Source organism: Idiomarina sp., from assembly GCF_048260185.1.
Lineage (GTDB): Bacteria > Pseudomonadota > Gammaproteobacteria > Enterobacterales > Alteromonadaceae > Idiomarina.
In genome coordinates, this window is record NZ_JBLXHB010000001.1 from 373,685 (window position 1) to 389,200 (window position 15,516).

Below are 15,516 nucleotides of genomic sequence, written 5' to 3' on the forward strand. Positions count from 1 at the left end.
GGAGGAGGATCATAAATGAGAATGATTTGCGTTTCAATATAAAGCTAAAATAAGTTTTCAGTTTATTTGTATACAGTGGTGTGCGGGCTTTGGAGTGTGTTGAAGGTGGCCTTAGTAAAAAAAGTTCCCTAGCCGAAGCTAGGGAACAAATTTGCACTTCCAGAGAGAGGAAAAGCAAAGACCTGTAAAAGCAAAACTTAAGAGTGCTTAAGTAATTGCGGGGAGGATCATAATGAGAATTATTACTATTTGCAAGTTTGTTTTAGATATTATTAATGGGGAGTGGGTGCATAGATTTCAGAAGCCAATATTTTGTAACAAATAGGTTAGTGAGAAACCTGACCGGGACTGCTAGTGTAAGGCACAAATAATACACAGGGAACGAACATGAGAATAGCCTTTTTGCTCTCTATTTTATTTCTTCTGCCAGGTGCCGCTATTGCCCAGAGCCCGGGAAACTTCGCGCAATACGATACCTCAGCCGAGTTTGATATTGAGTCTGGGGAGTTGAAAGTAACGACAGAGTTAACGATTCCGGCGTCGGCTTTAACGAGTAATGAGGCTCGGTTATTTCTCAATAAGAGTTTTACTATTGCTGATATTTCAGGTGAAGGCTTAAAAAGATACTCGGTTAATCCTTCGGAAAAAGTACCGCCATGGAACGAAATTGCTTTGGCATTTGAAGAATCCTCAAAAACACACGAAATTACGCTTTCTTATGCTGGTGTAGTCGACAATACCGGTGGGCATGGCAACTTTATTACTGAGGACGGTATTCATCTGAGTATAGATTCTGCCTGGCACCCGTTCTATACGAATTTCGCAACACCTATGCAGGGCGAACTTGAAGTGAAATTACCGTCTGATTGGAAGATGTATGGCCCCGGAACTGTTGTTCAGAATGGCAACCAATACAGACTAAAGAGTACAAAAGGCTGGATTGATGTGTCTTTTTACGCGACTTCAAGCGGTAGCGAGTACAACGACGGGAGTTTCTCTGTTGTTTATGACAAAGCAAATGAAGAGCACGCCAGACCACTGGCAGCATTAGGTAGTAGCTGTCAGGCCTCGTTGAACCAAAAATATGGTCAGGAAGACAAATTGGAGTCAGCTACTTTAGTGATTTTAGATCGTGACGGCCCCAGCTTCGCGCGCGGAAATTATTTGTCAGTCAGTAGCCAACGGCTGCAATCAAAGCAACAGAGTTATCACTATATTTGTCACGAGCTTTCTCATAACTGGACAGCATTTGGCGATGCCATGTCGCATGATTACTGGATGATGGAGTCCTTTGCCGAATACGTGGCTGCCCAAGAGGTGAAATCAAGTTTTGGCGTTGAGGCATACGAGCAAATACTGGCTGAGTGGAAAGCACGTGCAAAAGGGCAGAGCTATGTCTGGCGTGCTGACACTGAACAACGAGCTTCTTTCAAAGTGAATTACGGCCTTGGCCCGCTTATGTTGAAAAAGTTAAAAGACAGAATTGGTGAGGAGAAATTTGAGCAGTTACTGCATTGGTATATGACAGAACCCGTAACCGAGACTGAACAACTTCTAGAACACTTAGAACAGGTGACCAGCAATGAGAACGAAGAGTGGTTTAAGCTATTGCTGGAAGGACGGTAGGCGAAAAGTGGGTTGCCAGTTAGCAACCCATAACCTTATTTATTCTGGCTTTCCAACGCCTGAATCTTGTTCCAGAGTTCGTCTGCTTGTTGGCTGATATGCGAACTATCGCGAATGTTTCCGTTACGCTGCATTTCCATGGCTTTTTCTTGCAGCTGCTTTAGTTCTTTGCGCATTTTCTTCGTAGGGTCTGACTTAAAAAGTCCAAGCATTAATGACTGCCTCAAATTATTAAATGTATCTAGCAATACGACAAAACTGAGTTAAAAGTTTTGGTAGAAAATGAAAGAGGCTTGAGGGAGATGGCTTAAGTAAGGAAACTCGTGTTTGTGAGGGACGCATTGGCGTTGTTTGGTAGACAGTTGTGGCCCATAAGATCAAAGCTCATCTGAGCTTTGATCTTATTTTTTAGACGAATTAGTATTAACGAACCAGTATAATTTTACAGCAATGGTAATGAAAACACCTGAATATCATCTAAGAATGGACCCGAACCACCGGTATTACCGCCAATAACAAATGCTTCGTTGCCAAATACAACAGTGGCGTTATGACGACTCGCGCGATAGGGGATGTTAATATTTGACCAGGTATTCTCTGAGAAGTCGTATATCAAGACCTGATCAAGGTTATCGTAATCACCAAAAACGTATAGCTTGTCATTGTGAACAGCCACTGAATGAGCACTTATGGCCGTGGGGGCATCCGGCATTAACTGCCATTTTCCGGTGGTTGGGTCGTAGCAATCAAATACAGACCATTTATGAAAGCCGTCGTAACCGCCTACAGCACAAACTTGCTCGCCAGTGGTGAATGCTCGTGTGCTTCTGGCCGCAGATAAGTTGGCTACTCGAGACCACTTTTTAGTGTTTATATCAAAGGCGGTTACTAGCGATGTAGCGCGTAAATCATATCCTCTTTCAACTGCTTTTGGATAGTAAACAGAGCCGCCCAATACGTAAATTTTATCGTTTAATAGTACGGCGCTGTTAAACCGACGGGGCACTCGCATGGGTGTGGTGGTTGTTACTTTTTGTGTGCGCGTATTAAAAATTTCTACTGTTTTTTCTTGCCAAAAACCACCGTCCTGTTGGCTGATACCGCCAAATATATAAATCGATTCTTTTCCATCCCACACTGCGGTTAAATAGCGGCGAGGTATTATTTTATCTTGCAGAACTGTCGTTTCCTTAGTTTTAGGATCGATAATTTCTATACTGGATAGAAATCCGCTTTTATTTGCACCACCAATGATATAGATACTTTCATCATCAGTTACTGCGGCGTGACCATATCTTGGTTTATCTAAGGTCGGAGCGGATGAATTGATTGATGGTTCATTTACTGTGTTGTCCGGAGCTGATGCACACCCAGCAAACAAAGTAATGGAAAACAAAACGGGTACTAATCTAAACGTAAAATTAGAGGAGGGCATTCTTAACATCCTGTGTCAGAAATTAAAATGAAATTGTAAGGTATATGATTATTATGACAAATTTAAGTCCAAACTATCGGTTAATATCTATTGTTCGCATTTGTCGCTTAGCGATTTGAACTTTAGGCGAGTCCATATAATGGTGGTTATCGGAATCAATACCAAAAGACAGAGGCCGAAGAATAGCCAACTGGTATTAGCCGTCCAGGCACCTTGTTCTTCTTTGTATGATGCAAATATACCCGCACAGAAGCCCATAATGAAACAGGCTATTGTGATGCTCTTCCAAAGCTTCGGGGCGACAATTTTCTTTTTACAGTTTGGGCATTTGTAGTTCCACGGGTTAATGTTTTTAAAGCTTTGCAGGAACGTCATGCTCTCGTTGCACTCAGGGCAAATCGGTCGTTTATTCATAGCTTGTCTATCCTTGTAATTTTTATCGTTAATTTAACAATAATTAGAACTTGATGTCATCACCGCTGCTATTTGCTATAAATTTATATAGTTAGTTATAAAAGAACTAATAACAATATTTTGAGTCAGATAACATTCCATCGCTATCACGCGAATCACACTTTAAATTATGGCAATATGAGACTGAAAAATGATAAGGAACATCACAAAATTAGCTTTAATATTTATTCCGTTAATATTTTCAGACAGCTCATTGGCGAATGAATCTGGCGATATTCTTAGAGAAAAAAGGTGCCTCGGGGATACTTATGAAGAGGCCAAGCACTCAAGAATAAACAAAAAAGAGTTCCTGGATTTAAAAGCTAATTTTACCTGTAAGGTCATTGTCTACCAAAGCGGCCAGTATCCTGTTGGCGGAATACTGTTAACTCCGAAAATCGAGAACGACGAGAAAGTCCCCGTGGTTATTTTCAATCGGGGAGGTAATGGCCGCTTTGGGGCTCTAAACTATTCCAATATTTTTCTGCATTTGAAACCGATGGCTGAAATGGGAGTTGCTGTGTTAGCCACTCAATACAGAGGTGGAATGGAGTTAACGGATGGGCCGGACGAGAGTGTTGATGAGTTTGGCGGGAACGATGTGAAAGACGTTATTAATATTGTCCGACTAGCCTCTCAGCTGCCATACGTAGATGAAAATCAAATGCATATGATTGGGTTTAGTCGGGGTGGAATGTCGGCTTTTATCTCACTCAAAGAGCTGAATAATATAAAGTCACTGACAGTGCTCGGTGCGCCCTCTAATTTATTCAAAACAATTGAGGAAAGGCCTGAAATGGAAAAGGTCTTCGATTATAGAGTACCGAATTTCACGAGCAACAAAGAGTCCGAATTAAGAAAGCGCTCCGTAGTGTATTGGTTAGACGAACTCCCTGATGAATTACCTATTCTCATACTTCACGGAGCTAAGGATAAAAGGGTTTCTGTGGAGCAAGCAAAGGTCTTAGTGGATAAGTTATCCGATATTAATCATCCCCATAAGCTGGTTATTTATGATGATTACCACGGTTTACCGTTTTCGCAAGGCCTAATGTTTAAAGAGATAAAAGCATGGATAACGGGAGAGCCTAAGGCAAAATAAAACGGTAAGCTAAGGGTGCAACGGCAACCGTGCTGTTTTTAACAGGAACTTGGGCTAGTAGTCGAGCAAGGTGTATTAAGAGTAGGTATTGGGAAGCCGTTCGTGGGTATGTGTTTGAATTGCCGTTTTAATTCGTTTAATGTCAGTTACATAACGAAATTAAAATTAGCGTTATCGGTGCGTTGCAGAATGTCGTCAGTAATTGGTCGAGTTACTAAGTACGTATGCACACTATATAAATATCAGGCACCCAATGGACTACGAAGAACAGCTCAAAAAATGGATAAAAGAAGACTCGGAACGCATGAAGGCACTTTATTTGGCGGCTGAACTGCGCTTGCCAGACTGGTGTCTCGCTGCAGGCTTTGTCCGCAACCTCGCCTGGGACAAGATGCATAGTTTTTCATCTGCAACGTCGCTTAACGACATAGATTTAATCTACTTCGATCCGAAAGATATCGCCAAGACTAGAGATCGCGGTATAGAAGAGAAGCTCAACGGCATTTCTGATTTTCCCTGGTCGGTAAAGAATCAAGCGAGAATGCATGAGCGGAACTCGGATAAACCATATACGTCAGCTTCAAACGCTATGAGTTACTGGATTGAAGTGGAAACAGCTGTCGGAGCTAGATTGGATGACAGTGGGGAGGTCACCATTGTTGCCCCTTTCGGCGTCGAGCTTCTATTTAATTACTCCATTACGCTGAATAACAAGAGGCCCAAGCCAATTGATTTTAGAAAGCGCATAGCTGAAAAAAGATGGTTGGAAATTTGGCAGAAACTAACGGTGAAAAGTGCTTAAGCAAACGCAGCTTATAACACTCCAGTGAGTGCAGTATTAGCACTCTATAGTAAGGAAACACGGTGCAAAAACTAATAGTTATTTCTCTTTTCATCTTTCTGAGTGCTCAGGCAGGTGCATCATCCATGATAGAAGTGGATGGCGGTCGTATCGAGTATGAGATAAAAGCAGGTGGCGACACTATCGTTCTGTTTGATGCGGGAGCGTTGTCAGGATTGGCAGGCTGGGACTCAATCTGGAGTGATTTGCCAGAGGAAATAACCGCCGTACGGTTTTCCCGGCTGGGTGAGGGTAACTCCGACCCCTGCACAGGACAGCGGAGTATTTCAGACTACGTGAATGAAGTTGACCAGTTGCTTACCAAGTTGAATATAGACAGACCTTTCGTTTATGTGAGTCACTCTCTTGGTGGAGTAACAGCGAGAAACTTTGCGGCTAAGCATAAGGGCGATGTCTCGGCACTACTGATGATTGACCCTGCAAACCCTCGCGATGTTGATATCGTTACAGAGCTGAATCCCTCAGGTGGCCAGGATGAAATCGATGCAATTAAAAAGAACGATTACGAGATGGGCGAGGGGAAATGGTGCTTTTTGGATGTGATTTGGGATAAATCTGAGGCTGCAGGTTTTTCAGAGATTGGTGATATACCTGTCACCTTGATAGCAGGTGTTAAGGTGGCAGAACAACCATCAAACGCATTTGAGACAGCGCGAGGTCGTGAACTGTGGGGACAATATCAAAGCGAGTGGGTGAATCAGTTCCCACAAGGTGAAGCGATTCTGACAGAGAATAGCGGCCATTTTGTTCAGGTCTATGAGCCTGAGCTTGTGCTGAATGAATTAATTAAGCTTTTAGGCAAATTATAAATTTAACGTCTATTTTTCCTGGAGCAGCGTCCGTGCGATAAGCAGACATAGATTTTAAATCGTAGTACAGTTAAAAAACACGAAATCAAATCGTAAAGGACTATAATTTGAAACTCCTCATATTACTCGCAGGCTTATTGTTCAGCTCATTTAGCTATGCCAACAACACGGTTTACGATGAGTCCAGAGACAGAAATATTCCTATACAAATCTCGTATCCCACTTCTGAAGAACAGTGTAGTGAAGCTCAAAAATGTTCGGTAGCTTTTCTTAGTGCTGGTTACGGAGTTTCGCATACCAAGTACAGTTTTTTATCTAAGCAGCTGAATCAGTTGGGTTATATGGTTGTGGCTATTGGCCACGAATTAGAGAGTGATCCTCCGTTGTCTGTGTCGGGTGACCTTTATGAAACCAGAAGCGAGAACTGGAGCAGGGGAGCTAAAACGCTGGATTTCGTTAAACACAACCTCGAGCCAACTTACCCGAAATATAATTTTAATGACTTGCTGCTGATTGGCCACTCAAACGGCGGCGATATCTCGTCCTGGCTTGCGAATGAAGGCAAGGATTACATAGAAACTGTCATTACGATTGACCACCGGCGCGTTCCACTTCCACGCAATAAGGATATTGGTGTGCTCTCAATTCGCGGCAGCGATTACCCTGCAGACGACGGGGTGTTGCCGTCACAGCAAGAGAGTGAGAAATACGGTATATGCGTTAAGAAAATACCAAAGTCCCGGCATAACGATATGGCGGACTACGGGCCTGCGTGGCTCAAAGACGAAATTAACCGCACTGTCGAGAGCTACTTGAAAGGGTTGGGGTGTGAGAAAGTGTAATGGTTAATTCAGCCAAAAGAAGCGCCTTTCAGGCTTTAAAAATCACAATTACGGCAATAATGTTGTGTGTGTTCTGCTGGCTGTTTTTCAGTAACCCGGACTCGACAACAAATACTAAGCTCGTCGTTGCCGATACGCCTGTTACGTCCCAGGCAAATGACGACACTGCTGTCTCGGCTTCACCATACTCAAGCGCGAGTCAGTTTGAACACCATAAACAGTCGGCAAATTGGCAATTCGAGCGCATTGATGAAACTAAGTTCAGCGTTGCCGTTGCTAATATCTATCTGCTCACCGAACCTATTCTTGTCGATTGGTTTTTAATAAAGCCATCAAGTCGTTTCCACCTGTCCGGGTGGAAAGACGTTGGCATGCAATTCAAAATAAAAAACGCCTTTATCTGAATCCACTAGTTCCTAAACGAATAACAATTATTGGACTGGTTCAAGCCAGCCCTTACTAATGGATTTTTAAAGGTAAACTCATGAAAAGTTTTTTATTTAGATCGTGCAGACTCGTTGCTCTGCTACTTTTGCTTATTTCTATGCTGTCCAATTCGGAGCTATCTCAGGCCGATGAGAACAACCTGTCGCCAGAACAGGTTCGTCAGCTGATGACTAAAACGTTCGATGTTATGCAGGACAACTACATAGAGCCGGAAGTGGTTCCCGAGCTAAAACAGCTATTTCTTAACAAGCTGGAGTTGGGGCAATACGACTCGCTGACGTCTCTGGAGGACTTCGCGCACGTACTGGGACAAGATTTACGAGCGGTTACAGGCGATAACCACCTTAGTTTGTATACCGTTAACCCAGACGAAGAGATTACCCATATATTGACGCATAAAGAAGGGAAGTTAACCAACAACTATGGTTTCGAGGAAGTGCGTTACCTGAGCGGTAACATTGGCTATGTGAAGTTTAATAAGTTTTCGCCGGACAAGCAGGCCAGAGACGCCGTTGACGCAAGCTTCAACTTTCTGGAGCAGAGCGACGGTATCATTATTGACTTGCGAGATACCGTTGGCGGCTCGCCCGATTTAGTTCAGTACATGCTGAGCTATTTTCTGCCCGACGAAACGCCTCTTTGGTATGTGCTTGATTCTGTAAACGAGAAGACGGCAGAGATTTCAGCATCTGATACGGCAGCTCACCAAGGCTTTCGCGGTGATTTCCCGGTTTGGGTATTAACCAGTCGCAACACAGCCAGTGCTTCTGAAATTTTCGCTGGTGTCTTGCAGGCTAATTCAAAGGCCGTACTGGTTGGTGATACCACCGCTAGTGCCGGCTTTTATGTCGGAGTACGCCGAATTACCGACACGCTTGCGTTTCGCATATCACTATTTAAACCAATAATAACGGCAACCGGGAATAACTGGGAGCGCACGGGAATTATTCCGGATATTGAAGTGCCAGCTATGGATGCTTTAGATCATGCTCACGAGTTGACTAGCAAAGCCGCCCGTTAAAAACTTGGATTGTTAACCGCTTTATTTGGACGGGTATTTTATACGGGGAAGGCTCTAAGCTTGAGAGCCACTCCGTATTTTTAAATACTGCCGTATGGTGCATAGCTGTATGAATTGAAGCCTGACATTCGTTAATCGTTTTTCAGGTTTACAACTTATTTATTTCTATTATTGTCGACAAAATATTGGAAATAATCCTTATTTATTTCAAGAGGTTCATATTTATAGGTATATTGTCGACAAATTAACTTTCATCGAGCGCTATGCTTTTCAAGTTCTTTGGTACTTTAAACTCAATTTTGATTGTGGTCAGCTTGGTTGGTGTTTTCTCACAGGTGAGAACCGTTTGGGCGCGAAAGAGGGACAGTGAGACCGGAGCAACTGAAGTCCTTTCTCTCAATAAGTTCTTCGTTAGTTTTTTGGCTTATTACTCATTTTTTGTTTACGGCATGTCTATCGAGCCTTTTAACCACTTCATTGTCTGGCCGAGACTGGCTGCTGCTCTTTTAGTAGCTGTCCTTTTGTATGAAATATGGTTCGACCGAAAAGCAATAATCCCTCTAACTTTATTTATTTTAGCCGCGCTTCTGCTTGTTTCAGGTATTGTTTTTGGTCTGGTGGCTGGCACATACGAAGATAACGGACGTCAGTTAATGACTGTAATGATTGTTGTGATAACGGCCTTTCTTGCTCAAGGTTACACTCATCAAATTATGCAGGTATTGAAATTAGGCGATACCGGCGCACTGGATATTAAAATGAGTCAGTTCATTTTGCTGATGGATGTATCGACAATCGCATTCGCATTTACTATGGGACTGGAAGACGGCTGGCCGTTATTGCTGCTGGCAGTAGTGAGCGCCTGTACCAAACTCGTTATTCTATATCTGTTTCGATGGACTAGAACGAGCTTAGCAGCGGAGAAAAAACGCGAGGCTGCTCGTCAAGAAAATATCGGTAGTTACCAGAGTTGATTACTCAATGTATAACGTAATAAGGAAACTCAATGAAGATAGCTGTCATATTAGGAACTTCTCGATCAGACGGAAATACTCGATACATGGCCGAAGAGTTTGTCGCTCAGACTAATGCCGTCTTCTTCGATTTAGCGGACTACGATATTTCGGTTTTCGATTACATGCATGAAAATAAAAACGATGACTTCTTATCATTAATTAGTGAGCTTATTGAATTTGATCATTTAGTGTTTGCCTCTCCTGTCTATTGGTATTCGATGTCGGCACAGATGAAGACTTTTTTCGACCGTTTTTCAGATCTTATAACGATAGAAAAGGAGCTCGGTCGTAAGCTAAAAGATAAGTCTATTTCGGTTATATCAACAGGCTTTGACTCTGAATTCCCCGAGTGTTTTATAAAGCCTTTTGAATTGACCGCTAGCTATATGCAACTAGCCTATAAAGGTTGTGGCTACGTCTCTATACAATCAGAGTCGGATCTAACACGCGTGACGGAGCGTGTTGCCCAAGCTGTCAATAAGCTGAAGGGTTGTGGAGTTTAAAAACTAGCCACATTAAAACGGACGCGGTGATTTAACTTAATGTATTTCTCTGATTTATCTGGGTACCTATTGGTACTATGCTTTTTACTGTCTCGCCTTTAGGCTGAATCGTTCCAGTGAGCGTGACGTTGGCAATGCTCTACAACTCATGCTGCTGAATCCTCTCGCCTATAAGCTCTTCAATGGCTTTCAGCGCTTCAGCGTCCTCGTCCGTTACCAACGATATAGCATGACCGGTTTGGCCTGCGCGGCCAGTGCGACCAATACGGTGTATGTAGTCTTCCGCAACGTAGGGGAGGTCGTAGTTGATAACGTACGGCAGCTTTTCAATGTCGATGCCGCGTGATGCGATGTCGGTGGCGACAAGCACCTGCACTTTGCCGCTTTTAAAGTCAGCCAATGCTTTGATACGGGCACCCTGGCTTTTGGCACTGTGAATAGCCGCTGCCAGAAAGCCGGCTTTATCCAGCTGTTTGACTAACCGGTTTGCGCCTTGCTTGGTGCGCGAAAACAGAAGTACCTGGGGTAAGTTAAGGCTTTTCAGTAGTTTTAATAACAGCCCTAACTTTTGACTTTTTTGTACTTCATACACTGTTTGCTCAATAGGCTCGGCTGTGGAGTTGGGTGGTGCCACGGCAATTTCTACCGGGCTTTTCAGCAAGCCTTTAGCCAGCGTACGAATGTCATCGGAAAAGGTAGCCGAGAACAGAAGTGTTTGGCGCTTAGCCGGAAGTAACTTAATAATTTTCTTTATGTCGTGAATAAAGCCCATGTCGAGCATGCGATCGGCTTCATCCAATACGAGCACTTCTAACTTAGGGAAGCGAACCGCGTTTTGTTTGTATAAATCCAGCAAGCGGCCGGGAGTGGCGACCAGAATATCCACGCCTTTACGAAGCTTCATCATTTGCGGATTAATTTTCACACCACCAAACGCCACCGCATAATTCAGTGGCAGACCCGCACTTAAGTTCGCAACGTTTTCACCCACCTGAGCCGCTAATTCGCGAGTCGGCGTTAAAATGAGTACGCGAGTTGTGTTTGCCTTTGCACGCTCGTTGCTTTTGAGAATGTCTAAAATCGGTGCGGTAAAAGCGGTTGTCTTTCCCGTACCCGTTTGCGCCACCGCCATGACGTCTTTCCTTGCAAGCACCAAAGGAATAGCCTGAGCCTGAATGGGAGTAGGCTCGCCGTAACCCTGACGTGCAAGGGCAGCAAGAGTTTCAGAAGAAAGTCCGAGATCAGAAAAAGTCATGTATTAATAAGCAACTAAATGGTGATGATTATTGGCATTCTACCTGAGAGCCCTAGGTGCTGCATTCCATTTAACTCTTGAGTAAGGCGTGAGTTCAATAGAGGTTCTCGCTCAAGTTAAATGTTTTATATCTGGGTTGCTTTATTGTTGTAAAAGAGTAGTTTAATTGGTTGATAATTAATCTAACCAGGGAACGGCATGTAATGAAACTTTCCAATGTCCTATCTACCGTTAACCAATTTGAAAAGTCTAAGTTCATTAATTTTCTTGATCGTATATGTACGGAAGCCAGTTCGCACGACAAAGAGGTGGCGAAACAGTTCAAGAATATTGATGGTCAAATTAAAAATGCTTCCAGTGGTGAAGTCACTCAATTATTTAAGCTTGCGCAGTCGTTATTTCAAAAAGAAGTTAAATCGCAATTAGCACTCAGTGGGGCTCAAGCCGCACTCTTGGTGAATATACTTAGTCGCGACGGGAACTGTGTCGCGCGAGTCTCCTGGATAGAGCAGTTGTATGAAAAAGAATGGAAGCAAATTGATGCTCAAGCTAAAAGTTTAAAATCAGTTTTCGTTGAGGCTGAACAAACAGAAGTTTATGACGAACCTAAACGGCTGGGAATTTACTACGCGTGTTTGTATGAAGCTCTCCATAATGACGAACGCTCGAACCGAGAAGGTAAAATCACCGATGAAGAGCGTGGAATACTAAATGTTCTTGCTCAGAAACTTGATGTTACCGCTGATAACCGAGTTGCCATTGAACACTTAATTGACCCTATTCCTAAAACGGGTGTTTCAGACTGTCTGAATCAACTTCGTGAAATCGGTATTGTTTTTGTCTCTAAAAAGCATCAAACCGTTTACGTGCCTGATGAAATTGTCGCGTTGCTACACCGCATTCAATCTAAAGAGCTCGCCGATAAACACCTTTTAAGAATTCTCCGGACATTTGCCGATGCTGAGCTATCGAATATTTTGAAAAGCCATGACAAGCGCATTCGTGGTGTTAGTCGCGATGAGAAAATTGAAACTGTCTTTAAAATGGGATTATCGGTAAGTCAGATTCTTAGTAAGGATATGCATGGAGAACAGCAAGGCGTTACTGAGAAGAAGGATCGTTTGAAGTCACTTATTGATGATTTGCAGCTCTCGCTGGACAAACTTGGAACAACTTTAGAGGAACGCTGCAGTTTAATTATTGGGGCGCTGAACTCTTCAGCAGAGCATGAGTTCAATATTCTTTCAGCGACGGGCTACAAGTCGTTATTTGAAACACTAAGTCAGCATATGTCGGTGCTACCGAAAATGCTAAAAGACGAGTTTGAGCTTGAACCTAATCAGGACATAGACGTTGAGAAGTTACGAGCTCTTGCCATAACGCCATACGACATCTTATTTATGCTATCGAATGAGCAGGTGAAGAACTTGAAGTCTGACATGGGTATTACGCGTCGCGGCGATCCTCGACAAATGATTCTAGAAAGCTTCGCCGATGCGACAGACAAGTTGGTCGAGAACTACGAAGCCTTGGCAAAAAGGGATTTAGCTGCGTTGAAGCAAAAGAATGTTGATATAGCCGAAGCTGATATTGGCGTCAAGTTTGAGGAAGTAACCAAAGCTATCTTTGAGGAACTTGGCTTAACGGTTGACGAGGATTTACGCCGCGACATCAACACAGCCAAAGACAAAGCTGACATCCTGCTATCGTTAAGTGAAGACGATATTATTATCGGCGAAGCTAAAACCTCTAAGAAAGGGGATTTCGCAAAATACTCTACTACATCCCGACAGGTAAAAGCTTACGTCACGCGCTGCGAAGCAGCAGGTAAACGCGTTGCCCAGGTACTCATCGTCGCTCCCAGCTTTTCCAATGACTTTGTTGAGTCTGCGGAGATGGATACCGAAGTGAACATTTCACTGTTGGAAGCCGCTGGCTTGAAGAAAATACTGGAAGCCTACAAGTCGCGCAGAAACCCTAAATTCTCAGCCAAGCTGTTTACCAAAGGAGGGCTTTTGAAAGCGGATTTGATTGCTAAGAATATTTAGGAACACGTAACGCTTGTAGGCGAGCTTGAATGAGTGCGCGAGGGCTAGGCACACTTGGTGTTAGCAAGGCTGCTTGTTTGTGGTTGTACTGAAAAATTAACTTTTTTAGAATCAATAACATACTAAAAATAGTGGCGATTCAAACGAGCATGCTTAATTTGCTTTTTTCAATTACCGGCTTTAAAAACCAATAAAATTATTTATTATCAGCTAGTTAGTGTTTTTTACGCGTAGTAGTAAGCCGGTAAAGAATGAGTATGCTCAATATATAAATGTTAGGTGGCTTGTGTAGTCTTATATTCATACATTTAGTTGGAGTACCAAAATGTCCAAAATTTTGCCGTTTAAGAAGAAAACCCAGAAAGTTAGACCTCCTACTAAAGGTCCAACGATTTCAATGAAAGGTTGTCACTTTGAGAAAAATGGAATTGGAATGCTATTGGGGGAAGGTGTCGAAGTTGACATGAAAACCACTAAGTTTACTGATAATGGCATTGGGATCGTTGCTGGCGAATTAGATGAGCAATTCTTACAAATACTTAAATCGGCAACGGCTGCTGAAAGGTTTAAGTATGCTCAAGAAGTTGGTGATATAGCTAAATGTGAAAATTCAGAGAAAAGGTCTAAACTTATTGCTAACTCATCAATAGGCCAAAAGTTAGCAAATATAGCTAATGTCGCAACAGCAAGCACATGGCTAACAAATGTGATTGATGGTGCATCAAAAATAGATTTGGATAAGCTAATTCAAACAATAATGGGTTAATTTACCACCTAACAAGGTCGTAAACGCGGACAAAAAACTTGTTGGCTGTTACGCTTCGCTTCACATTTTAGCCAACAATTTTTTGCCGGCTACAACGGCGTTAGCTCGCAAGGATCGGTATGAGTATTAATCAAAAGATTCAAAGCTTATATAGAGAAAAGTGGGAGAGCCTTCAATCTAGCCTCGAGCCTTTGGATCGTCGCCAATACACAAATCCATTTTTGATTGCTTTCGACGAAGACTTACTAAATAAATCCGATTTAAAGGTTATGATCTTCGGTCAGGAAACAAAGGGGTGGGGCGATCAATTTGGAATGCTTGACACTCCTGAAGCCGTTGTCGCTATGTATGACACGTTTTTCTGTCAGAAGAACTTTTACGGAGGTTATGGAAAAAGCTCATTTTGGAAAGCCTTTAGATACTTTGAAAAGCATCTCCAAAAAGCACACCCAGAGAAGTCAATTTATTTCAGCTGGAATAATATTAACAAAATAGGAAAATCTAAGGGGAAAACAGGTGTGAGTAAAGAAGCTCGCTCCGTAGAGCGAGCTGCATTCTCGGTGGTTGCTTCTGAAGTGCAAGCCTTTCACCCAGATATTGTAATATTTCTAACTGGGCCAAATAGAGATGGTGATATAAAACATCACTTTAATGATTCTGAATTTCACTTAGCCGACTCCACAGTCAATAAAAGGGCTTTGGCTAGAGTTAGCTCTGATAGTTTACCTACGAAAACTATTCGTATGTATCACCCATCCTACTATGGAGGGTTCAATAAAGTTCGTGGAAGTGCGTTGAACGCCATAGTTAACAAAGTTGCAAGCTAACAATCGCAGGCACAGCGACAGCTTTTTCGTTGCGGCTTCGCCTTCACTACAAAGCTGCGCGTGCTGCGGGCGTTATGTCTCAAGGAGAGTTTGATGATTACATATCAGTTGATCACCATTACCACCGCTAAAGGTCGCCAACTGCATGTTCATTTGGATGAGCGAACCAGCGACCTGTATAAGTGCTTGATTAGCGAGCTCAGTCTTGACCCTACTCCTCCGGGAGCAGCAGTATTCGGTCCTTTCACCGAGGGAGGAAATGCCGAGCAGGCCTTTGAGGAAATGATAAATGGCGTTCAGAAGTCACTTTCTAAGATGGACCCTGATGACACCATCTCCGAAGTCGATTCTGATGGTGACTATCTGATTAGGAAAGATACCCAAAGTAAGTATCTGCCGCTTGAAGTCCTAATAAAAGTGTATGGTGAATAAAGACATAACCAAGTAATTAACTACGCGCCTGCGGCGCTGGAAGCTCGTATCTAGCGTCGGTTATTGCGGGCG

Annotated in this window: 16 protein-coding genes; 13 read left to right on the forward strand and 3 right to left on the reverse strand. The window is 43.0% G+C overall.

Annotated elements, in window-relative coordinates; all coding sequences use genetic code 11:
* Nucleotides 1-387: 387 nt before the first annotated feature.
* Nucleotides 388-1,626 carry a M1 family aminopeptidase gene (locus tag ACN0RF_RS01845; protein ID WP_417437858.1) on the forward strand — a complete coding sequence of 413 codons (1,239 nt, stop codon included), beginning with the start codon at nucleotides 388-390 and terminating at the stop codon, nucleotides 1,624-1,626.
* Nucleotides 1,627-1,661: 35 nt separating this feature from the next.
* Here ACN0RF_RS01845 and ACN0RF_RS01850 read toward each other — a convergent pair whose 3' ends face one another.
* Both ACN0RF_RS01850 and ACN0RF_RS01855 read right to left on the reverse strand, forming a co-directional pair.
* Complete coding sequence (locus ACN0RF_RS01850) at nucleotides 1,662-1,838, reverse strand: DUF6435 family protein (protein ID WP_114981222.1); 177 nt, start codon at nucleotides 1,836-1,838, stop codon at nucleotides 1,662-1,664.
* 230 nt (nucleotides 1,839-2,068) lie between these two features.
* A complete protein-coding gene (locus tag ACN0RF_RS01855) occupies nucleotides 2,069-3,061 on the reverse strand; it encodes a Kelch repeat-containing protein (RefSeq protein WP_417437859.1) in 993 nt (330 codons plus the stop codon).
* Nucleotides 3,062-3,665: 604 nt separating this feature from the next.
* On the opposite strand from ACN0RF_RS01855, the gene ACN0RF_RS01860 reads away from it, so the two are divergent.
* The 8 genes from ACN0RF_RS01860 (at nucleotide 3,666) to ACN0RF_RS01895 (ending at nucleotide 10,116) form a co-directional block, all read left to right on the forward strand.
* Entirely contained in the window at nucleotides 3,666-4,616 is a 951-nt protein-coding gene (locus tag ACN0RF_RS01860; RefSeq protein ID WP_417437861.1) for an alpha/beta hydrolase family protein, read from the forward strand.
* Between the two features lie 253 nt (nucleotides 4,617-4,869).
* The gene (locus ACN0RF_RS01865; RefSeq protein WP_417437862.1) at nucleotides 4,870-5,418 is read left to right on the forward strand and encodes a nucleotidyltransferase family protein; all 549 of its coding nucleotides are present in this window, start codon (nucleotides 4,870-4,872) and stop codon (nucleotides 5,416-5,418) included.
* Between the two features lie 62 nt (nucleotides 5,419-5,480).
* Entirely contained in the window at nucleotides 5,481-6,287 is an 807-nt protein-coding gene (locus ACN0RF_RS01870) for an alpha/beta fold hydrolase (RefSeq protein ID WP_417437863.1), read from the forward strand.
* Nucleotides 6,288-6,394: 107 nt separating this feature from the next.
* A complete protein-coding gene (locus tag ACN0RF_RS01875) occupies nucleotides 6,395-7,129 on the forward strand; it encodes an alpha/beta hydrolase (RefSeq protein ID WP_417437864.1) in 735 nt (244 codons plus the stop codon).
* The gene (locus tag ACN0RF_RS01880; RefSeq protein ID WP_417437865.1) at nucleotides 7,129-7,533 is read left to right on the forward strand and encodes a hypothetical protein; all 405 of its coding nucleotides are present in this window, start codon (nucleotides 7,129-7,131) and stop codon (nucleotides 7,531-7,533) included. The genes ACN0RF_RS01875 and ACN0RF_RS01880 overlap by 1 nt, the downstream gene beginning before the upstream one ends.
* 140 nt (nucleotides 7,534-7,673) lie before the next feature.
* Entirely contained in the window at nucleotides 7,674-8,597 is a 924-nt protein-coding gene (locus ACN0RF_RS01885; protein WP_417437867.1) for a S41 family peptidase, read from the forward strand.
* A gap of 263 nt (nucleotides 8,598-8,860) precedes the next feature.
* Nucleotides 8,861-9,571: a hypothetical protein gene (locus tag ACN0RF_RS01890; protein ID WP_417437868.1), complete on the forward strand. Its 711-nt coding sequence runs from the start codon at nucleotides 8,861-8,863 to the stop codon at nucleotides 9,569-9,571.
* Between the two features lie 32 nt (nucleotides 9,572-9,603).
* The gene (locus ACN0RF_RS01895; RefSeq protein WP_417437869.1) at nucleotides 9,604-10,116 is read left to right on the forward strand and encodes a flavodoxin family protein; all 513 of its coding nucleotides are present in this window, start codon (nucleotides 9,604-9,606) and stop codon (nucleotides 10,114-10,116) included.
* 139 nt (nucleotides 10,117-10,255) lie between these two features.
* Here the strand turns inward: ACN0RF_RS01895 and ACN0RF_RS01900 are convergent, their stop codons facing one another.
* The gene (locus ACN0RF_RS01900; protein ID WP_417437870.1) at nucleotides 10,256-11,371 is read right to left on the reverse strand and encodes a DEAD/DEAH box helicase; all 1,116 of its coding nucleotides are present in this window, start codon (nucleotides 11,369-11,371) and stop codon (nucleotides 10,256-10,258) included.
* Nucleotides 11,372-11,574: 203 nt separating this feature from the next.
* On the opposite strand from ACN0RF_RS01900, the gene ACN0RF_RS01905 reads away from it, so the two are divergent.
* From ACN0RF_RS01905 to ACN0RF_RS01920, 4 genes are all read left to right on the forward strand, one after another.
* Entirely contained in the window at nucleotides 11,575-13,419 is a 1,845-nt protein-coding gene (locus ACN0RF_RS01905) for a hypothetical protein (RefSeq protein ID WP_417437871.1), read from the forward strand.
* 325 nt (nucleotides 13,420-13,744) lie between these two features.
* Nucleotides 13,745-14,185, forward strand: coding sequence for a hypothetical protein (locus ACN0RF_RS01910; protein WP_417437872.1), 441 nt, complete (start codon nucleotides 13,745-13,747; stop codon nucleotides 14,183-14,185).
* Nucleotides 14,186-14,304: 119 nt separating this feature from the next.
* A complete protein-coding gene (locus ACN0RF_RS01915; protein WP_417437873.1) occupies nucleotides 14,305-15,012 on the forward strand; it encodes a hypothetical protein in 708 nt (235 codons plus the stop codon).
* 90 nt (nucleotides 15,013-15,102) lie between these two features.
* Nucleotides 15,103-15,444 carry a hypothetical protein gene (locus tag ACN0RF_RS01920; RefSeq protein WP_417437874.1) on the forward strand — a complete coding sequence of 114 codons (342 nt, stop codon included), beginning with the start codon at nucleotides 15,103-15,105 and terminating at the stop codon, nucleotides 15,442-15,444.
* The last annotated feature ends 72 nt before the right edge of the window (nucleotides 15,445-15,516 follow it).